Source organism: Roseivivax sp., from assembly GCF_054552075.1.
In genome coordinates, this window is record NZ_JBTOLZ010000021.1 from 25,996 (window position 1) to 44,697 (window position 18,702).

Below are 18,702 nucleotides of genomic sequence, written 5' to 3' on the forward strand. Positions count from 1 at the left end.
CTTCCCGCCCAGCCTAGCCCCTCATGCCGAGCGGCTTCTCGGTGCGCGGGCGGCGCGGCGGGCTTCGCGGGCGGCGAGCCAGGTGGCGAAGCCCTTGCCGGACATCGGGCGGGCGATGCCGTAGCCCTGGATATGCCCGCAGCCGAGGTCGACGAGCCGGTCGTGTTCGCCGGTGCGCTCCACCCCTTCGGCGATCGTGTCGAGGCCGAGCCGGTCGGCGAGGCAGAGGATGCCCGCCACCATCCGGTGCTGGCCCGCGTCGCGGTCGAGGTCGGCGACGATGCTCCGGTCGATCTTCAGCCGCCGGATCGGCAGGAGCCGCAGCGTGCTGATCGGGGCGGAGCCGGTGCCGAAATCGTCGAGCTCGATGCTGCAGCCGAGGTCGGCCAGGGCCCGGACGTTGCGCGCCACCTCGGAGTCGCGGTGGCGGGCGAGGACCGACTCCAGCACCTCGATGCCGATGCGCTCGGGCGTGAGCCCGTAACGGTCGAGGTCCCAGCGCAGGCGCGGGACCAACTTGGGGTCGGCCAGTTCCTCGGCGCCGAAGTTGACCGAGATGCGCGGCACCGAGAGCCCCTGCCGGTCCCAGCCGGAAAGCGCGGCCATGGCGGCGGAAAGCATGGCCCCGCCGAGCTTGCCCGCGCGGCCCGATTGCGCCAGCGCGTCGAGAAACTGCGCCGGCGGCACGATGCCGCGTTCGGGGTGGTTCCAGCGCGCCAGCACCTCGACCCCGCTGAGCGCGCCGGTGGCGGTCACCACCTGGGGCTGGAACCAGGGCAGGATTTCCCCGGTCTCGAGCGCGCGGGCGACGCGGCGGGCCAGGGCGCGCCGGGTCTCGGCCTCTTCCGCGAGGGCGGGGGTCCAGAGCCGGATCTGGGAGGCGCCGTCGCGCAGGGCGGCGTCCAGCGCCACCTCGGCCCGGTCGAGAAGCGGTTCGGCCCGGGTCTCGGGCCCCTCGCCGCAGGCAATGCCGAGCGCGGCGGTCGGGTAGTAGCGCAGGCCGGCGAGAACCAGCGGATCCTCGAGCCGGGCGCGCAGGCGGGCAGCCAGTTCCTCGGCCCCGTCGGGGGGCAGGGCGGCGGACAGCGCCAGGCGGCTGTCGCCGAGGGTCGCGATCACATCGGTGTCGCGCACCACTTCGGCCAGCCGGTCGAGGCAGATCGCGCGGGCCTGCCGCAGCGCCGCGCCGCCCTGCTGGGCGGCGATCCGGTCGAGCCCGCCGAGGGCCGCAAGAACGAAGACCGGCCGGCTGCCGGGCGGGCCGCGCCAGGCGGCGGGGGCGGCGCGCAGGAAGGCGCCATGGCCGCCGTCGCGGGGCAGGGCGTCGGGCGCGGGCCCGCGCGGCAGGACCCGCAGGCCGGGCAGCGCGAAGGCCAGGGCCAGCGCCATGGGCGGCCAGGCCCAGACCGGCCCCAGCGCCGGCAGGGCGGCCAGCCCCGCGAGGCCAAGCAGCAGCGGCGGCAGGACCGCGGGCGACTGCTCCAGCAATGACGACAACCTTTGAGGGCCCACCGCGACCGTCCCGAGTGTTTCACCACAGTTCGGGCCGGAGGCTAACGTGATTCCCTGAACGTCCGCTTAACGCAGCTCGGGCACCGCCGGCGCCTCGGGTTCCGCGCTTTCGGGCGTCTTCGAGCGCATCAGCCCGGCGAAATCGAAAAGCCCGGGGTCCAGCAGATGCGAGGGCCGCGCGTTCATCAGCGCCCGGAACATCACCTGCCGGCGGCCGGGGCTGTTCTTTTCCCACTGGTCGAGGATCTGCTTCACCTGCTGGCGCTGCAGCCCGTCCTGGCTGCCGCAGAGGTCGCAGGGAATGATCGGATAGCCCATGGCGCGGGCGAACCTGTCGCAATCGGCCTCGGCCACATGGGCGAGCGGGCGGTAGACGAAAAGATCGCCCTCCTCGTTGACCAGCTTCGGCGGCATGGTCGCGAGCCGCCCGCCGTGGAAGAGGTTCATGAAGAAGGTCTCGAGGATGTCGTCGCGGTGATGGCCGAGGACCACCGCCGAACAGCCCTCTTCGCGGGCGATGCGGTAGAGATGGCCGCGCCGCAGCCGCGAGCAGAGCGCGCAGAAGGTGCGCCCCTCGGGCACCTTGTCGACCACCACGGAATAGGTGTCCTGGTATTCGATGCGATGCGGCACGCGCATCTTCTCGAGGAACTCCGGCAGGACGGTCGCGGGAAAGCCCGGCTGCCCCTGGTCGAGGTTGCAGGCCAGGATGTCCACCGGCAGGAGCCCGCGCCACTGCAGCTCGTGCAGGACGGCGAGCAGGGTGTAGCTGTCCTTGCCGCCCGAGAGGCAGACCAGCCACTTCGGGCGGCGGCCGTCGGCGGTCTTCTCGACCATGCCGTATTGGTCGACCGCCTCGCGGGTGGCCTGCACGATGCGCTTGCGGAGCTTCTTGAACTCCGTGGACTTGGGCGCGCCCTCGAAGAGCGGGTGGATGTCGTCGGCGTTGTCGAACATGACCGTCCTCTTGCCAAAAGCGCGGGGCTTGGGGAAGTGCCCGCCGCGGATGACCCTCAGCGCCCGGGGCCGGGCGGGGGCACGTCGTCGATGCCGCTGCCGCCCCAGGGATGGCAGCGCGCGATGCGCCTGAGCGCCAGCCAGCCGCCGCGCAGCGCGCCGTGCGTCTCGAGCGCCTCGAGCGCATAGCGCGAGCAGCTCGGATCGAAGCGGCAGGAGCGGCCGAGCCAGGGCGACAGGAACAGCCGGTAGCCGTGCACGGGCAGGGCGACCAGGCGGGCCAGCGGCGTCATCTGGCGCGCTCGTGCAGCTTGCGCAGCGCGTAGCGCAGGTCCGACAGGAGCCCCTCGAAGCTGCGCGCGGCGGTGACCTCGCGCTTGCCGATCAGCACGTAGTCCCAGCCCGGCCGGCCGTCGGCGGCGATCACCGCCCGCGCGGCGGCGCGCAGCCGGCGCTTGGCGCGGTTGCGGGCGACGGCATTGCCGACCTTCTTGGAGCAGGTGTAGCCCACGCGGATCTCGGCAGGCGCGCCACCTTCGGGCGCGTCCTCGGCGCGCGCGCGGCCCTGCACCAGGAGCCCCTTGGTGCCCTGCTTGTCGGCGCGGGCGGCGCGCAGGAACTCCGCGCGGGTCTTCATGGTGCAGAGGGGCGCGCTGACCTCCGGACATGACAAAGCCGCCGAAGGCGGTGTCCCGTCCGTCTGGTCGGGGGCCTTCGGCGGCGTCATCAGGTCGCTCCTGGCGCGGGTTACGCGCTCAGGCTCTTCCGGCCGCGGGCGCGGCGGGCGTTCAGGATCTTGCGGCCGGCCTTGGTGGCCATGCGCGCACGAAACCCGTGACGGCGCTTGCGCACCAGGTTGGACGGTTGAAACGTGCGTTTCGACATCTCTAGTCTCCGTGGTCTCGGGCCCGGCGCGGCGGCGTCCACGGGGCCGATGAATCTCTCGAAGCCCGGCCTATAGGCGAGCCTCGGCGGCATGTCAAACCTCCGGCGGCCGCCCGGGGCGGAAATTTCCGCGCACCCCGGGATGCTTGGCGGGGCGGGCCTGGACCCGCGCAATATATAGCTCGCGCGGGCGCGCGCGAGGCGGCGCGGGCGGGCCACCTGCAACAATAGCCGGGCGGAATGTTACAGAACAGCCCCCGCTCCGGGCGAATCCCCCCGCCCACATCAACCGCCCGTGAGAGCGCTGTCGGAACCTCGCCTGCGGGCGCATGTCTAGGGTCAGAGACAAAAGACCCAGGACAGAGACAGCGAGATGGAACAGCCCATGACCGACCGGGAGCCGCGCCGCAACGCGCTCTTGCGCAACCTGCCGCTCGTCGCCATCGCGATCGTCGCGGTGATCGGCGCCGTGACGCTGAAGGACTACCTGACCTTCGAGACGCTGCGGGAGAATCGCGAGGCGCTCCTGGCCTTCAGGGATGCCAACTACGGGCTGACCGTGGCGCTTTTCATGGCGGCCTATGTGACCATCGTGGCCTTCTCGCTGCCCGGGGCGACCATCGCGACGCTGACCGGCGGGTTTCTGTTTGCCACCTTCCCCGGCGCGCTCTTCAACGTGTCCGCCGCGACGCTCGGCGCCACGGCGATCTTCGCCGCCGCGAAATGGGGCCTGGGCGAGCGCATGGCGCAGAAGATGAACGCCTCGGACGGGCTGGTGCGCCGGATCAAGTCGGGCATCGACGAGAACCAGTGGGAGATGCTCTTTCTCATCCGCCTGGTGCCCGCGGTGCCCTTCTTCGTGGCCAATGTCGTGCCGGCCTTCGTGGGCGTCAGCCTTTGGCGCTTCGTGGTGACGACCTTCCTCGGGATCATCCCCGGCGCGGTGGTCTATACCTCGGTGGGCGCGGGCCTCGGCCAGGTCTTCGAGCGCGGCGAGACGCCGGATCTCGGGATCATCTTCGAGCCGCATATCCTGCTGCCGATCCTGGGCCTCTGCGCGCTGGCCGCGCTGCCGATCCTCCTCAAGGCCGTGCGCGGCAAGAAAGGGCTCTGAGCCATGCAAGAGATCAAGACCGACCTCCTCGTCATCGGTGCGGGTTCCGGCGGGCTCTCCGTCGCCGCGGGGGCCGCGCAGATGGGCGCCGATGTGACCCTGCTCGAGCGGCACAAGATGGGCGGCGACTGCCTGAACTACGGCTGCGTGCCCTCCAAGGCGCTGATCAAATCGGCCAAGGTCGCCCATGGGATGCGCAAGGCCGGCGCCTATGGCATCGCCCCGGTCGAGCCGCAGGTCGATTACGCCGCTGCCAAGGACCACGTGCAGGGCGTGATCGCCGCCATCGAGCCGCACGACAGCCAGGAGCGATTCGAGGGCTTCGGCGTGCGGGTGATCCGCGAGCATGGCCGCTTCGTCTCGGAGGACACCGTGGAAGCCGGCGACAAGCGCATCACCGCGCGGCGGATCGTGATCGCCACCGGCTCCACCGCCTTCGTGCCGCCGATCCCCGGGCTCGACCAGGTGCCTTATCTGACCAACGAGACGCTCTGGGCGCTGCGCGAGCGGCCAGACCACCTGATCGTCATCGGCGGCGGGCCGATCGGCATGGAGATGGCCCAGGCGCACCGGCGGCTCGGCTCCGAGGTGACGGTGATCGAGGGCGCCAAGGCGCTGGGCAAGGACGACCCCGAGCTGACCGCCGTGGCGCTTGAGAAGCTGCGCGCCGAGGGCATTGCCATCGAGGAGGAGGCCCCCGCCAAGGCGGTGCGCGGCAGCGAGGGCGCGCTCGAGGTCGAGGTCGAGGACGGCCGCGTCTTCAAGGGCTCGCACATCCTGGTGGCGGTCGGACGCAAGGCCAATACCGAGGGGCTCGACCTCGAGAAGGCCGGGATCGAGACCACCCGCACCGGGGTGAAGGTCGATGCCGCGCTCAAGACCACCAACAAGCGGGTCTATGCCATCGGCGACGCCGCGGGCGGCATGCAGTTCACCCATGTCGCCGGCTATCACGCCGGGGTGGTGGTGCAATCGGCGCTTTTCGGGCTGCCGGCGAAGGCCAAGACGCGACATATCCCCTGGGTCACCTATATCGACCCCGAGATCGCGCAGGTCGGGCTGACCGAGGCCCAGGCGCGAAAGGAATACGGCCCCAAGCTGGAGGTGGCGCGTTTTGACTACGACGGCAACGACCGCGCCCAGGCCGAGCGCCAGACCGACGGCATCGTCAAGGTCATGGTGGCGGGCGGCAAGCCGGTGGGGGCCTCGATCCTCGGCCACCAGGCGGGCGAGCACATCAACTTCTGGGCCTTCGCCATCGCCAACGGCATGAAGATGAAGGCCGTTTCCAACACGGTCTCGCCCTATCCCACCTATGGGGAACTTAACAAACGGGTGGCGGGGGCCTACTTTTCCCCGAAATTGTTCGACTCCCAGGCAGTGAAGCGTGTGGTCCGCATGGTGCAGCGCTATCTGCCGTAGGCGGCAGGAGTATTTACCGTTTCCATGTTCCGCACGCTCTCCGGCCGGTTCCTGATCCTCACGGTTCTTTTCGTGATGCTGGCCGAGGTCTTCATCTTCTTCCCCTCGGTGGCGCGCTTCCGCCAGGACTACCTGATCGACCGGCTCGAGCGGGCGCAGATCGCCTCGCTGGCGCTGCTGGCCGCCGATGCAGACATGATCGACCGCGACCTCGAGGAGGAGCTGCTGCTCAACGCCGGGGTCTTCAACATCGTGCTGCGGCGCGACACCGCGCGGCAGCTGGTGCTGACCTCGCCGATGCCGGGCGAGATCGACGAGACCTTCGATCTGCGCGAGGCCGGGCCGCCGATGCTGATCTACGACGCCGTGCGGCGCCTGATCGAGCCCGAGCCCTCGCTGATACGGGTAATCGGCAGCCCCTCGCGCGAGGCGGGGCTGCTGATCGAGGTCACCATGGACACCACCGAGATGCGCGACGCGATGATCGACTACGGTCTGCGCATCCTGGCGCTTTCGGCCTTCATCTCGGTGATCACCGCGGGGCTGTTGTTCTTCGCGGTGCGTCAGCTCCTGGTGAAGAACATCAAGTCCGTGGTGCGCAACATGCAGGCCTATGCCGAGGCGCCCGAGGACGCCCGGCGCATCATCAAGCCCTACGCCAGGGTGACCGAGGTCCGCGAGGCGCAGGAGGCGCTGCAATCGCTGCAGACCCAGCTCACCCAGTCGCTGCGCCAGAAAGAGCGGCTGGCCCAGCTCGGCGGCGCGGTGGCGCGGGTCAGCCACGACCTCCGCAACATCCTGACCTCGGCGCAGCTGTTCACCGACCGGATCGAGGCCTCCGAGGATCCGACCGTCAAGCGCATGGCGCCGAAGCTGGTGAACTCGATCCAGCGCGCGGTGAGCCTCTGCGAGAGCACCCTGGCCTTCGGTCGCGCCGAGGAGCCGGCGCCGACGCTGACCCGCTTCAACCTGGCCGAGCTGGTCGAGGATGTCTTCGAGGCCGAACGCCTGGCGATCGGCGATCATGACCTCTCGCTCTCGCCCGATGTGCCCGCCACCATGAGCGTGCGCGGCGACCCCGAGCAGGTGCACCGGATGATCTCGAACCTGGTGCGCAACGCGCGGCAGGCGATCATCGGCGGCGGCCAGCCCGGCGAGATTTCGGTCGCGGGCCACGTCACCGACACCGACTGGGTGATCGAGGTCTGCGACACCGGCCCGGGCCTGCCGCCCAAGGCGCGCGAGTTCCTGTTCCAGGCCTTCCAGGGCAGCGCCCGCAAGGGCGGGGTGGGGCTGGGCCTGGCCATCGTCTCGGAGCTGGTGCGCGGCCATGGCGGCCGTCTCGAACTGGTGCGCAGCGACGAGGACGGCACCGTCTTCCGGCTCAGCCTGCCGATGGGCGATCTTTGACGGTTTGATGAAAAAATCCCGCAGGGGGCCCTTGCGTTCATCCGGCACGGGGGGTATCTGCCGCCCCAACGGACCGATAGCTCAGCTGGATAGAGTACCTGACTACGAATCAGGGGGTCGGGGGTTCGAATCCTCCTCGGTCCGCCAGAATTCCCGAAGGCCGCGTTCCCCAGGGGACGCGGCCTTCCTCGTTTTCGGGCCCTCTCGCCATGCCCCTTCAGAACCGCGTCACGCCTTTCGGAGAGATCGTCGCCGACCCCGCGCGCGGCAGCCTCATGGGCAATCGCGGGCGGCTGCACGACGGGCAGAAGCGGCTCGGGCGGGCGCGCTGGCGCGGCCGGGCCTGGATTTCCTGCCTGCTCGACTTCAAGGGCCGCCACCGGCCCGAGATGATGATGCCGCGCAGCTATACCGAGCTGTTCTTCAGCGACGAATGGGTGGCGCTGGCCGCGGGCCACAGGCCCTGCGCGGAGTGCCGGCGGGCCGCCTACCTGGACTTTCGCGACGCCCTGGCGCGGGCCTGTCCGACGCTGGGCCCCGCGCCGCGGGCCGCGGAGATGGACAGGCTCCTGCACGCGGCGCGGACGGGGCCGGACGCGCGCTGGCAGGCGAAACGGGCCGAATTGCCCGACGGCACATTCGTTCTTGGAGAAGATGCTGTGGCTCTGCTACTCTGGCGCGACAAGATGTGGCGTTGGACAAGCCAGGGGTATGAACCCGCGGCCAGCGTCACCGGTGCTCTCACGGTGCTCACGCCGCGCCCCATCACGGGCGCCTTGGCCGCCGGGTATGCGCCGCTTGGACATCCGTTCATGTAAACGTGAGTGGACAAGACACAAAACGACGGCAGGTCGATCGGGCAAGGGGACAAGGAGATGCCGGAAATAGGCGAACAGATCGCGGCGCTGCCGCTGAGATTCAAGAAGGATGGCAAGGTCGAGATCCTCATGGTCACCTCGCGCGACACCGGCCGCTGGGTCATGCCCAAGGGCTGGGAGATGGACGGCAAGAAGCCCTGGCGGGCCGCCGAGATCGAGGCGCTCGAGGAGGCCGGCGCGCTGGGCTACATCGGCCGCGAGGCGATCGGCACCTACCGGTATCCCAAGATCCTCGACGACGGGCGGATCGTGCCCTGCCTGGTGCGGGTCTACCCGATGATCGTTGAGAAACTGAAAAGACGCTGGAAGGAGAGCGGCGAGCGAAAGCGCCGCTGGTTCAAGCCGGCCCAGGCGGCGAAACGGGTCGTCGAGGCCGACCTGGCCGAGCTTCTCCTGACGCTCGACAGCGCCAAGCCGAAGAAACTTCCGGCGGTGCGCGAGCTTCTGAAAGCGTCCTGAGGCCCGGGAAAGGGGGCCTTAGAAAGCAACAAGGGCCGCACCGGCGGGATGCGACCCTTGCGCTTCGAAGGCTCCCACCGTCTTGGCCCCTCAGCCTAACGACAGGATTACGGCCTCCGAATCCGAATTCCTCGCGCCTTTCGGCGCGCTCTTGTGCGTCCCAAGAGACCCGATAAACGCCGATCTCGGCGCCGGGTTCCCTGATGGCGGGATTGCGAATGTGCAACTCGCCGGACGGATTGCGCCCCTTCTGGATCACCGCGCGCCCCCGCGCATTAAACTGTGACATACTCGGCCAGATTTTTTTGCGGCCGGGTGAGGGGGTGAGGATGACGACCAAATGCACGCAGTGCCCGTTGCGCGGGCTGGAGCTGTTCAAGCCGATGTCCGACCGCGAGGTGGGCTTCATGGAGCGCTTCAAGGTCGGGGAAATGACCGTGCAGGCCGGCACGCCCTTGATGTCCGAAGGGTCGAACTCGCCGCAGCTTTTCACCGCGCTCTCGGGCTTCGGGCTGCGCTACACGCTGCTGGCCGACGGGCGGCGGCAGGTCCTGTCCTTCATTTTGCCCGGCGATTTCATCGGCCTGCAGGCGGGGGTCATGGAATATATGACCCATTCGGTCGAGGCGACGACCGACATGACGCTCTGCGTCTTCAACCGCTCGGAGCTCTGGACGCTGTTCCGCAACCAGGCCGAACGGGCCTTCGACCTGACCTGGCTTTCCGCCTCCGAGGAGCGCTTCCTGGGCGAGGCGCTCGCCACCATCGGCCAGCGCTCGGCCTATGAGAGCATCGCCTGGGCCTTTTCCCGGCTCTACCGCCGCCTCGACGCGCTGGAGATGCGCGAGGGCAGCTCGGTGCCGCTGCCCTACCGCCAGCAGAACCTGGCCGACGCGCTGGGGCTGTCGCTGGTCCATACCAACAAGACGCTCGCCCAGCTGCGCGAGAAGAAGCTGGCGAACTGGACCAACGGGCGGCTGCATGTCCCCGACATCGAGACGCTGGAGGAGGTCGGGCTGGTCGAACATCCGACCCTGCCGCGCCCGCTGATGTAGGGCCGGGCGGGCAGGTCACGCATCGGGTTGTTTCGGCGACAGTCCCGACACCTTTCGCGGGACTGTCCACGCAATTATCCACAAGCCGGGGAAGATGCCCGGGCGTAACCCCGGGGCGCGTTTCGCGCGCTGGTTGCGGGGTTTAAGCGAACAGAGGTTCGGAAATCGCGCCGGTTGTCTGCGCCCGCAGCGCGGGAAAACTCCACAAACCCACAAGTGACCTGGCGGCAGCGAACCTCGTGTTCATTCCGCTGTGTCGAGCCAGATCGTCATCGGCCCGTCGTTGACCAGATGCACCGCCATTTCCGCCCCGAAACGGCCGGTGGCGACCGGCACGCCCTCGGCCTGCAGGCTGGCGGCGAAGCGCTCGTAGAGGTGGCGGCCGTCATCCGGGGCGGCGGCGCCGGAAAAGCCCGGGCGGTTGCCGCGCCGGGTGTCGGCCGAAAGGGTGAACTGGCTGATCACCAGCGCCGCGCCCGCGACATCGCCGAGCGCCAGGTTGGTCTTGCCCGCGTCGTCGCGGAAGATCCGCATCCGGGCGACCTTCCGCGCGAGCTTGTCGGCCTCGGCCTCGGTGTCGCCTTGCATCCCGCAGACCAGGATCATCAGCCCGGTGCGGATCTCGCCGATCACCGCGCCTTCGACCTCGACCCGGGCTTCGCTGACCCGTTGCAGAAGCGCCCTCACAGCTCGGTCTCCCAGGGCGGGTTGGCCCCGGCGCGGCTGACGGTCACCGCGGCGGCCTTGGCGCCGAGGCCCACGGCGGCGCGCAGATCCTCGAGCCCCGCGGCCCGGAAGGCGGCGCGCTCCAGAAGCCCGCCCCGGTGCAGCCCGGCCAGGAAGCCCGCGTTGAAGGTGTCGCCCGCGCCCACGGTGTCGACCACCTGCGCGCGTTCGGCGGCGACGCGGATCGTGCCCTCGGCGCTGGTCGCATCGACGCCGTCGGCGCCGCGGGTCACCAGCACCAGCGCCACGCCGCGCGCCACGAGGTCCTCGGGCGTGAGGCCCAGCCAGTCCATGTCCTCGTCGGAGAGCTTCACCACATCGGCCGCGGCCAGCATCGCGTCGAGACGGGCGCGGTAGCGCGCTTCATCCTTGATGAAGCTCGGGCGGATGTTGGGGTCGATCATCACCAGCCGTTTGCCGGCCTCGCGGGCGGCGAAGGCGGCATAGGTCTCGGCGGCGGGTTCGGAGACCAGCGAGATGCCCCCGAAGAAGAGCGCCTGCACCTCGGCGCCGAGGTCGGGCAGATCCGCCTCGGTCAGCATCCGCCCGGCGGTGTTCTCGTCGTAGAAGGCGTAGCGCGCCTGGCCGTCGGTCAGGGTGACGAAGGCCAGCGTGGTGATCCGGTCCGACCGCGCCGCGAAACTGCTGTCGACGCGGCTGTTGCCCAGCTCGCGGGTCAGGATGTCGCCGAAGAGATCGGTGGAAAGGCCGCTGAAGAAGCCCACCGGCGCGCCGAGCCGTCCCAGCGCGATGGCGGTGTTGAAGACCGCGCCGCCGGCATAAGGCGCGAAGGCGGGCTCTCCGGCCCCGCTTTCGCGCGGCAGCATGTCGATCAGCGCTTCGCCGCAACAGAGAATCATCTGGCACCTCCCTCTCCGGGCCCCGCGCGGGGCCATGTTACCGCTAACTATCCGCTCCGCGCCCCTCGGGGCAAGCGGTCATCCGTAGACCGCCAGGACATAGCCCAGGCCCGCCGCCAGCACCGCGCCCGCCAGGACCGCGGCGGCGATCTTCCAGGCCGAATAGGGCCGCTCGCCCTGCACCCGGCCGGTCTGGCCGTTGACCACGAAGCGGTAGCTCTTGCCGCGGAACCTGTAGGCGGCCATCCAGACCGGCAAGAGGATATGCTTGAAGGTCACCTCCGAGACATCGGTCTCGACCTGGTGCACGCGCTGGCGGTCGCCGCCGATGTCGAACTTCACGTCGCGCCTTATCTGCCGGTCCATCTGGCCGCGCGCCTCGGTGAAGCCCTCGTCGAGATCGACGGTATAGGCCTCGGCGCGGAAGCCCGCGACGAACTCGGGGCGGTAGGGTTCGAGCCGGGTCAGGTCCCAGGGCGGCAGCGCCTCGGTGTGGCTCTTGGGCAGCGAGCCCGAGGCCAGCACCAGCACGTCGTCGAAGGCCCGCGCGACCCGGCCCGAGACCGCGCGCCAGCGCACCTTCTGGACCCGCTGGGTGGTCATCTTGCCGTCGCGCATGACCTGCCGGGTGGTGTAATAGACCGTGCCCCTCTCGCCCCGGTAGCGCGAGCGGGTGTCGGCGTCGAAGGTCCAATAGGGCACGTAGATGCCCTGCATCCGCCGCCCCTTGCGGGCGTAGTCCTGCACCCCGTTCGGCGCGAACCAGAGCCGCCCGAGCCAGGCCACCATGGCCTCCCGCGCCGCCTCTTCGGTCAGCGCGAAGGGCAGGAGGCCGCGCGGCTTGATGTGGCGGTTCTCGCCGGTGTCCTTGACCACCGGGGTCGCGCAGAAGGGGCATTCGGCGGCATGGGCGTCGGGGTCGAATTCCACCGAGGCGCCGCAGTTGGGGCATTGCGAGACCCGTGTGACCTCCATCTCCTGGATCGGCAGCAGGTCCCGCATGGCCTGTTCGAAGTCCAGCTCGCGGATGCCGCCGCCCCAGGGGCCGGCCTCCTCGAGGGGCGCGCGATGGCCGCAATGCCCGCAGGCCAGGTCGCCGCTCGACGGGTCGAACCGCAGGTCGGCGCCGCATTGGTCGCAGGGGAAGCGGTGATCCTCGAGCGGCATGGAAGCATCCTCCGGGGCGCGGGCGGCAAGGGGCAGCCGCACTGTCGCCGCGCCCGGCCCGGGGTTCAACGGAAAACCGGGAGCCCGGGGCGGCGCGCGCTAGAGGAAGCGGTGCAGCGCCTTCGGTGCCATGATGCGCAGGGCGTTGTCCTTCAGCCGGACGTGGCGCCAGATGTGGAAGCCCGCGTGCACCGCGGCCACGGCGCCGAGGCTGTAGAACTCGATGGTGTGCATCGTGCCGATCCAGTCGTTGGCCTGCGGCATGTTCAGGGGCGGCGCGATCGGCAGGAAGCCCCCGGCCTTCAGGAGCCGCGCGCTGGTCAGCCCCAGGAGGAACCCCGAGAGCGCCACGAAGCCGATGCCGAGGACCAGCGTGTGATGCAGCGCCCGGTGCAGCCGCCGCTGCCAGGGCTTGAGCTTGGGCCCCGGCCGCCCGGCCAGCCCGCGGCGCAGGTAGTCCAGCGTCCAGATCACCGCCAGGGTCGAGAAGATCAGCCCCAGCACCGAGTGGAACTGGAAGGCGCGCGGGCCCAGCGGCACCACGTCGCGCGGCTGCACCAGCATGAACCAGATGAAGAGCGGGATCATCACCGCGTGCATGGCCTTGAGCCAGCTGCGCCGCGCCGGCAGGGCCGCATGAAGCCGCGCGGCCCAGCGCGGGCCGGACCGGGAAGGAGGGGCGGCGCGGTCACTCATGTCTCTACTTACGTCCCGCGGGGCGGATCGGTTTCAGATCAGGCCGGCGGCGGAGGCGGGGGCGGCGGCATCACCGTGAAGAGCTGCGCCAGCTCGGTGACATCCTCGGCCCGCATCCAGCCGTCCTGGCCCGGGGTCCAGACGAATGTATCACGGGTCAGGCTGCCCTCGGAGGCCATGCGACCGAGCCGCGCGCGGCTGAAGGGGCCCTGGGTCTCGCCGTTCTCGGCGATGTGCCAGACCCGTTCGGGCGGCGGGGGCGGCGGCGCCACGGGCGCGGCGGCCGGGGCGGGCCCCGCGCCGGGGCTTGCGCCCCAGGGGCCGCGCCGCCCGCCGACCGCCTCGGCCATCTGCATCCCGAGCCCCGCGCCGAGCCCCATGCCCATGGCGCCGCCCGCCTGGCCGCCCTCGGCCATGGCCTCGGCGGCGCGCCACTTCATGTGCTGGTCGAGATCGCCGGCCACCCCGCGCGAGGTCCGCGCGTCGAGCGCCTTCTCCACCGCCGGCGGCAGGGAGATGTTCTCGAGGTAGAGCTCGGGCATGGTCAGCCCGTAGGTCGCCAGCGTCTTCGAGACCTCGGCGGCGACCAGCCGGCCCAGGTCGGCGGTATTGGCCGCCATGTCGAGCACCGGGATCCCCGAGGAGGCCAGCGTCCGGCTCACCTCGTGGACGATGATGTTGCGGATCTGGAAGGAGACCTCGTCGCGGGTGAACTCACCGTCGGTGCCGACGATCTCGGTCAGGTAGAGCCCCGGGTCGGTAATCTTGATCGCATAGGTCCCGAAGGCCCGCAGGCGCACCGGCCCGAACTCGGGATCGCGCAGCATGACCGGGTTCTTGGTGCCCCATTTGAGGTTGGTGAAGCGGTTGGTCGAGACGAAGTAGACCTCGGACTTGAAGGGCGAGCGGAAGCCGTGGTCCCAGTGCTGCAGCGAGGTCATCACCGGCATGTTGTTGGTCTCGAGCATGTATAGACCGGGGGTGAAGACATCCGCCAGCTGACCCTCGTGCACGAAGACCGCTGCCTGTCCCTCGCGGACGGTCAGCTTGGCGCCATATTTGATCTCGTGGCCCTCGCGCTCGAAGCGCCAGACCATCGTGTCGCGGCTGTCGTCGGTCCAATGGATGACGTCGATGAACTGGCCGGAGAGGAAATCGAAGATGGGCATGGCGTCGCTCCCAGGGGCTGTGCGGTCAGTTCGGCCCCGCGCGGGCGATCCGGTCGCCGGTCAGCTCGGTGGCGAGGCGGCGGATGATCGGGCGGGCGGTCTCGGCGCTCATGCCGGGGGTGAGCGCGGGGTCGTAGAGGATCTTCAGCAGCATCTCGTCATGGGTGGTCAGCAGCGCGAACTCGTCGTCGTCGTTGAAGATCGAGGGTCGCGCCGAGGGGCTGTCATTGGCGAGGCCAAGGCCCTGGGCCACCTCTTCGTGGATGCAGGATTTCATCAAAAGGCCCGGGTGTTCGGCGCGGATCACCGCGATGGCCTTGCCGTAGGCATAGCCGCCGGGCTCGTCGGAGAAGGCGATGACCAGGCAGTGGATGGCGCGCGGCAGCGAGCGGAAGACCGAGAGCGAGGCCGGGTCGATGTCGGGCACCAGCGCCTTGATCCGGGGCGCGATCTGGTCGCGGTCGTCCTCGGACATGAAAAGGACGTGGAAGTTGGTGCGGCTCTCCGACATGGAGATCGGATGGCCGGTGACCCGCGCCAGGCGGGTGACGTAGCGGCCGAGCTCGGCGTCATTGGCGCGGCGCGCCTCCTCGGGGACCGAGGCGCCGAACTCGGCGGCGACGCGGATCGGCTGGCGCCATTTCTTCACCGGCCCCAGCTCTCCGCCCGAGCGTTGCAGCCCGGCGCCGCGGCGGTATTCCTCGGCCAGGGCGATCTGCTCGAAGTTCCGCGCCAGCTGGGTGTCGGTATAGGGCGTGTCGATGCCGCCGCCGTCGGTGCGCATCAGCCCCTGGCCCACGAGATCGGCCTCGACCCGTTCGTAGTAGCGCGCCAGCTCGCGGCTTTCGGCCGAGGGCTCGCGCGCGGCCGAGGGCGGCGGCGGGGTCAGCGCGTCGGGCCGGGCCTGGGGCGCGGTGCCGGGCGGGGCGGGCGACTGGTCGATCAGCGCGCAGCCCGACAGGGCGAGCGCGAGGCCCGCCGCCAGCCAGGGATATGCCCGCGCCCGCGCCAAGGGGTCAGCCCGCCGGAACCGAGGTCGCGGCGGTGTCGCCGGTGCCGGTGCGCCGGGCCTTGGCGGCGGCCAGCGTGTCGCGCAGCTCGCGCTCCATCTTCTGCAGCTCTTCCTCGGCCTCGGCGCGGCGCGCCTTGCCCTGGTCGGCGATGGCGAGGCTTTCCTCGATGGTGCCGATCAGATCTGCATTGGCCTGTTTCACCGCGGTGATGTCGAAGACCCCGCGCTCCATCTCCTCGCGCACCGCGCGGTTGCTGTCGCGCAGGTTCTTGGCGTTGGCGGTCAGCAGGTCGTTGGTCAGGTCGTTGGCCTCGCGCACGGCGGCGGCGGCCTCGGTCGAGCGCTGGATGGTGACCGCCTGGGCTAGCTGCGTCTCCCAGAGGGGCACGGTGTTGACCAGGGTCGAGTTGATCTTGGTCACCAGGCTCTTGTCGTTCTCCTGCACCAGCCGGATCGAGGGCAGCGACTGCATGGTCACCTGGCGGGTCAGCTTGAGGTCGTGCACCCGGCGCTCGAGGTCGTCGCGGGCGGCGCGCAGGTCGCGCAGCTCCTGGGCGGCCATGACCTGGCGGTCCTCGGAGGCGGCCTCGACCGCGGCTTCCTTGGCGGGGATCTCGGTGCCGTCGAGCTCGGCCAGCTTGGCCTCGCCCGCCGCGATGTAAAGCGCCAGCTCCTCGTAGAACTGCAGCGTCTTCTCATAGAGCAGGTCGAGCGACTTGATGTCCTTCAGAAGCGTGTGCTCGTGGCGCAGAAGCTCGTCGGTGATCCGGTCGATCTGGCCCTGCACCTCCTCGTAGCGGGCGGTGAACTTGGCGAAGGGCGTCGCCCGGCCCAAAAGCTTCTCCCACCAGGAGCGGTTGCGGCGCATGTCCAGCTCGGAGACCGAGAAGCCGCGGATCGTGGTCACGATGCCGCGCAGGCTGTCGCCCGCCGGGCCCACGTCCTTGTTCTTCACGCCCTGCAGCATGGACTGGCTGATTTCCTGCAGCTCGGACTGCGCGGCGGCGCCGAAGGCGACGATGGAGTTGCTGTCCTCCATGTCGATCTCGTCCATGCGGGCGCGGATCTCGTCGGCCAGAGGCGCATCGGCGCGATCGAGCGCGGTCACCTCATCGGCGGGGGTCGGCGCGGGGAAGTTCCGCTCGCTCACGTCGCGCAGCTCCGCTTCCGCTGCCTGGGCCTTGGCCTGAACCTGTTCGGACATGGATCATGTCTCCCGTCTTGTAAGTCACTTCGCGGGCCGGTCGAGGCCAACGCCCTCCCGGCGCAATCGGTCCCGCAATACGTCGATTTCGATCTGCAGGTCGCTGTTGGCATCGACCAGCAGTTTTTCCGTCTTCTTGCCGAAAGAGGTTTCCAGATCGTCGAGAAGCGCCAGGAAATCCGCCTTGGCGCGGCTGTCGCGGCTGCGCGCGAAGATCTCGGCGAAGCGCTGGGCCGCGTCGCGGGCGCCCATCAGGTAGACGCCGAGGTATTTGCGCGCCGCGGTCAGGTCACGGGGGTCGTCCTCGACGGTGCGGATGAGCGCGCGGGCGGCGGCGCGGAACCGCTCGACCCGGGACTCGACGGCGCGGTCCCCGGCGCGGCGGGCGGCCTCGACCATCTCGGACAGGTAAGCCTCGGCCTCGTCGACGACCCGGGCGACGCGGTCCTGCTGGAAGGCGTCGATGTGATCGAGCCCCTTGCCGCGCAGCGGGTCGATGCCGAAGGCCGCGAGATGCAGCCCGCCGCCGGCCAGCGCGAAAAGCCCGGCCTCGAGCGGGCCGCCGCCATGGGTGACGCTGGCGAGCCCGGTGCCCAGGGCCGAGAGCCCGGCGGCAAAGACCTTGCGGGGCAGGGCGGGGCGCCGGGCGATCTTGCGCTCCTCGAAGGCGGCCTCGGCCTTCAGCCCTTCGCGGAGCAGCATCGCGCCCGCGGTCCAGACCGCCGCGCCGGCAAGCCCGGTGACCAACCCGGTCGCCCCGGAGAAAAGCGCGCTCAGCCCCAGGAGGGCCGGCGGCAGGAACATCAGGTTGGCGCGGGCACCGACCGGGCTGACCCGCGCGCCGTGGAAGGCCGGGGGCGCCTCCTCGGTGCCGGGGGTCTTGCCCGTCTCGGGGCTGTAGCGTCCGCCAAAGCGCTGGGACATGGGGTCACAGCCCTCCGAGCCAGCCGAGAGCGACGCCCGCCTGCAAGGCCAGCAGAAGGAAGAAGGCGAATTTCTGGAACCCGGACCCGGCCATGCGCGGCCCCTTTTCCCTGGACACGTTCGGAACCTAGGGATTTGCCGACGCAGTTACCAGATACAATGCCGCACCGCCGTCATGCCGCGCGATTTTGTTCCATCCGGTCGAGCAGCAGATCGGCCTCGAGCGCGAAGGCGTCATCGTTCTGCGCGGCGCTGCGCTTGCGGGCGCGGGTCTCGAAGCCGTCGGCCAGCGCGGTGATTCGCGCCGTGTAGCGGCGGCCGGCGAGCGTCGGGTTGACCTTCCAGCCTTCCTCGAGCGCGTCGACCTCTTTCTCGGCGAGCTTCACGAAGGTCGCCAGCGCCTTGCGCAGCGCCAGGAACTCGCGCGGGGTCTGGGCATGCACCCGGATCAGCCGCAGGATAGCGGTGCGGATCGCCTCGGTGCGCAGGGTCAGCTCGTCCTGCTGAAGCGCGGCGACGCGGGTGATGATCTTGTTGAGCCGCGCATCGGTGACCTCGACCGCCTGCCAGGCGGCGCGCTGGGCGAGGTAACGCGGGTTGTCGTAGCCCTTGTTGCGCCAGGGGTCGAAGCCGAAGGCGGCTATGGCGAGCAGGAAGCCCACCGGGCCCAGGATGGCCGGGATCGTCCAGGTGCTGAACTGGTGGCCCGCGAGCAGGAAGGCAATCACCCCGATCATCGCCGACCCGGCGAGCTTGCGCGGAAAGCGCGGCGGCTTGGCCATGCGGGCGCGGTTGTAGCGCGCCTCGATCTGCTGGCCGCGGGCGATGAGCCGGGCCGCGATGGCCAGGAGCCCGAAGTAGATCACCGCCGAGATCGTGGCGCTCAGCGAGCCCAGGATCAGCCAGAACATCAGCGGACCGGCGGCGAGCAGCAGCACCAGCAGCTCGTCGGGGCTGTGGTCTCTGGCGCGTTGGAAGATGGGCCGGTTTCCGAAATCCGTCATGGGGGCGCTCACAGGAAGGTCAGTCCGAGCATCAGCGCGGTCAGCACCGCGAGGGCGATCCGCGACGCCGCCTGCTCGGGGGCGAGGAGGTTGGAGAGGAGGGCCCGGAGGGTCGCGGCCACATCCGAGCTGACCAGCGTGGCATGGCGCACCACGTAGTAGCAGGAGAAGCCGAGAAGGGCGGTGGCGAGGATCGTGAACAGCATGTTCCGAACCTCGCGCCGAATCGGGGCAAAATCGCGGCATCA

At 70.0% G+C, this 18,702-nt stretch carries 21 protein-coding genes and 1 tRNA gene; 7 read left to right on the forward strand and 15 right to left on the reverse strand.

What is annotated here, in order from left to right:
- Positions 1–21 precede the first annotated feature (21 nt).
- The 5 genes from ACX938_RS14975 to rpmH all read right to left on the reverse strand — a co-directional run bounded on the left by ACX938_RS14975 (position 22) and on the right by rpmH (position 3,354).
- Positions 22–1,488: an EAL domain-containing protein gene (locus ACX938_RS14975; RefSeq protein ID WP_459431661.1), complete on the reverse strand. Its 1,467-nt coding sequence runs from the start codon at positions 1,486–1,488 to the stop codon at positions 22–24.
- A gap of 90 nt (positions 1,489–1,578) precedes the next feature.
- Positions 1,579–2,469 (reverse strand): tRNA 2-thiocytidine(32) synthetase TtcA, encoded by an 891-nt coding sequence (ttcA, locus tag ACX938_RS14980; RefSeq protein ID WP_459431662.1) that lies wholly within the window; start codon positions 2,467–2,469, stop codon positions 1,579–1,581.
- Positions 2,470–2,525: 56 nt separating this feature from the next.
- Positions 2,526–2,762 (reverse strand): membrane protein insertion efficiency factor YidD, encoded by a 237-nt coding sequence (gene yidD / locus ACX938_RS14985; protein WP_232755309.1) that lies wholly within the window; start codon positions 2,760–2,762, stop codon positions 2,526–2,528.
- The gene (gene rnpA / locus ACX938_RS14990; RefSeq protein WP_459431663.1) at positions 2,759–3,196 is read right to left on the reverse strand and encodes a ribonuclease P protein component; all 438 of its coding nucleotides are present in this window, start codon (positions 3,194–3,196) and stop codon (positions 2,759–2,761) included. The genes yidD and rnpA overlap by 4 nt, the downstream gene beginning before the upstream one ends.
- A 20-nt stretch (positions 3,197–3,216) precedes the next feature.
- Positions 3,217–3,354 carry a 50S ribosomal protein L34 gene (rpmH, locus tag ACX938_RS14995; RefSeq protein ID WP_025311815.1) on the reverse strand — a complete coding sequence of 46 codons (138 nt, stop codon included), beginning with the start codon at positions 3,352–3,354 and terminating at the stop codon, positions 3,217–3,219.
- 385 nt (positions 3,355–3,739) lie between these two features.
- On the opposite strand from rpmH, the gene ACX938_RS15000 reads away from it, so the two are divergent.
- The 7 genes from ACX938_RS15000 to ACX938_RS15030 all read left to right on the forward strand — a co-directional run bounded on the left by ACX938_RS15000 (position 3,740) and on the right by ACX938_RS15030 (position 9,692).
- Positions 3,740–4,468 carry a TVP38/TMEM64 family protein gene (locus ACX938_RS15000; RefSeq protein ID WP_459431664.1) on the forward strand — a complete coding sequence of 243 codons (729 nt, stop codon included), beginning with the start codon at positions 3,740–3,742 and terminating at the stop codon, positions 4,466–4,468.
- A 3-nt stretch (positions 4,469–4,471) separates the two neighbouring features.
- Complete coding sequence (locus tag ACX938_RS15005) at positions 4,472–5,890, forward strand: dihydrolipoyl dehydrogenase family protein (RefSeq protein ID WP_459431665.1); 1,419 nt, start codon at positions 4,472–4,474, stop codon at positions 5,888–5,890.
- 24 nt (positions 5,891–5,914) lie between these two features.
- Positions 5,915–7,300, forward strand: a complete 1,386-nt coding sequence (locus tag ACX938_RS15010) for a sensor histidine kinase (protein WP_459431666.1) — start codon at positions 5,915–5,917, stop codon at positions 7,298–7,300.
- Positions 7,301–7,370: 70 nt separating this feature from the next.
- A tRNA-Arg gene (locus ACX938_RS15015) sits at positions 7,371–7,447 on the forward strand.
- Between the two features lie 62 nt (positions 7,448–7,509).
- Positions 7,510–8,118 (forward strand): hypothetical protein, encoded by a 609-nt coding sequence (locus tag ACX938_RS15020; protein ID WP_459431667.1) that lies wholly within the window; start codon positions 7,510–7,512, stop codon positions 8,116–8,118.
- A gap of 6 nt (positions 8,119–8,124) precedes the next feature.
- Positions 8,125–8,637: an NUDIX hydrolase gene (locus tag ACX938_RS15025; RefSeq protein ID WP_459431668.1), complete on the forward strand. Its 513-nt coding sequence runs from the start codon at positions 8,125–8,127 to the stop codon at positions 8,635–8,637.
- A 329-nt stretch (positions 8,638–8,966) separates the two neighbouring features.
- A complete protein-coding gene (locus ACX938_RS15030; protein ID WP_459431669.1) occupies positions 8,967–9,692 on the forward strand; it encodes a Crp/Fnr family transcriptional regulator in 726 nt (241 codons plus the stop codon).
- 243 nt (positions 9,693–9,935) lie between these two features.
- On the opposite strand, the gene dtd is transcribed toward ACX938_RS15030, so the two are convergent.
- The 10 genes from dtd to ACX938_RS15080 all read right to left on the reverse strand — a co-directional run bounded on the left by dtd (position 9,936) and on the right by ACX938_RS15080 (position 18,660).
- Positions 9,936–10,379 (reverse strand): D-aminoacyl-tRNA deacylase, encoded by a 444-nt coding sequence (gene dtd / locus ACX938_RS15035; protein ID WP_232755301.1) that lies wholly within the window; start codon positions 10,377–10,379, stop codon positions 9,936–9,938.
- A complete protein-coding gene (locus tag ACX938_RS15040) occupies positions 10,376–11,278 on the reverse strand; it encodes a carbohydrate kinase family protein (RefSeq protein WP_459431670.1) in 903 nt (300 codons plus the stop codon). The genes dtd and ACX938_RS15040 overlap by 4 nt, the downstream gene beginning before the upstream one ends.
- A gap of 78 nt (positions 11,279–11,356) precedes the next feature.
- The gene (locus ACX938_RS15045) at positions 11,357–12,445 is read right to left on the reverse strand and encodes a TFIIB-type zinc ribbon-containing protein (protein ID WP_459431671.1); all 1,089 of its coding nucleotides are present in this window, start codon (positions 12,443–12,445) and stop codon (positions 11,357–11,359) included.
- 99 nt (positions 12,446–12,544) lie between these two features.
- A complete protein-coding gene (locus ACX938_RS15050) occupies positions 12,545–13,141 on the reverse strand; it encodes a cytochrome b/b6 domain-containing protein (protein ID WP_459431672.1) in 597 nt (198 codons plus the stop codon).
- Positions 13,142–13,179: 38 nt separating this feature from the next.
- Positions 13,180–14,310, reverse strand: coding sequence for an SPFH domain-containing protein (locus ACX938_RS15055; protein WP_459431673.1), 1,131 nt, complete (start codon positions 14,308–14,310; stop codon positions 13,180–13,182).
- A gap of 25 nt (positions 14,311–14,335) precedes the next feature.
- On the reverse strand, positions 14,336–15,322 hold the full coding sequence (locus tag ACX938_RS15060; protein WP_232755296.1) for a DUF2927 domain-containing protein: 987 nt from the start codon (positions 15,320–15,322) through the stop codon (positions 14,336–14,338).
- A gap of 4 nt (positions 15,323–15,326) precedes the next feature.
- Positions 15,327–16,526, reverse strand: coding sequence for a toxic anion resistance protein (locus ACX938_RS15065; RefSeq protein ID WP_232755295.1), 1,200 nt, complete (start codon positions 16,524–16,526; stop codon positions 15,327–15,329).
- Positions 16,527–16,550: 24 nt separating this feature from the next.
- Positions 16,551–17,450 carry a 5-bromo-4-chloroindolyl phosphate hydrolysis family protein gene (locus ACX938_RS15070; RefSeq protein WP_459431674.1) on the reverse strand — a complete coding sequence of 300 codons (900 nt, stop codon included), beginning with the start codon at positions 17,448–17,450 and terminating at the stop codon, positions 16,551–16,553.
- Between the two features lie 173 nt (positions 17,451–17,623).
- A complete protein-coding gene (locus tag ACX938_RS15075) occupies positions 17,624–18,454 on the reverse strand; it encodes a hypothetical protein (RefSeq protein WP_232755293.1) in 831 nt (276 codons plus the stop codon).
- A gap of 8 nt (positions 18,455–18,462) precedes the next feature.
- A complete protein-coding gene (locus ACX938_RS15080) occupies positions 18,463–18,660 on the reverse strand; it encodes a hypothetical protein (RefSeq protein ID WP_232755292.1) in 198 nt (65 codons plus the stop codon).
- Positions 18,661–18,702 lie beyond the last annotated feature (42 nt).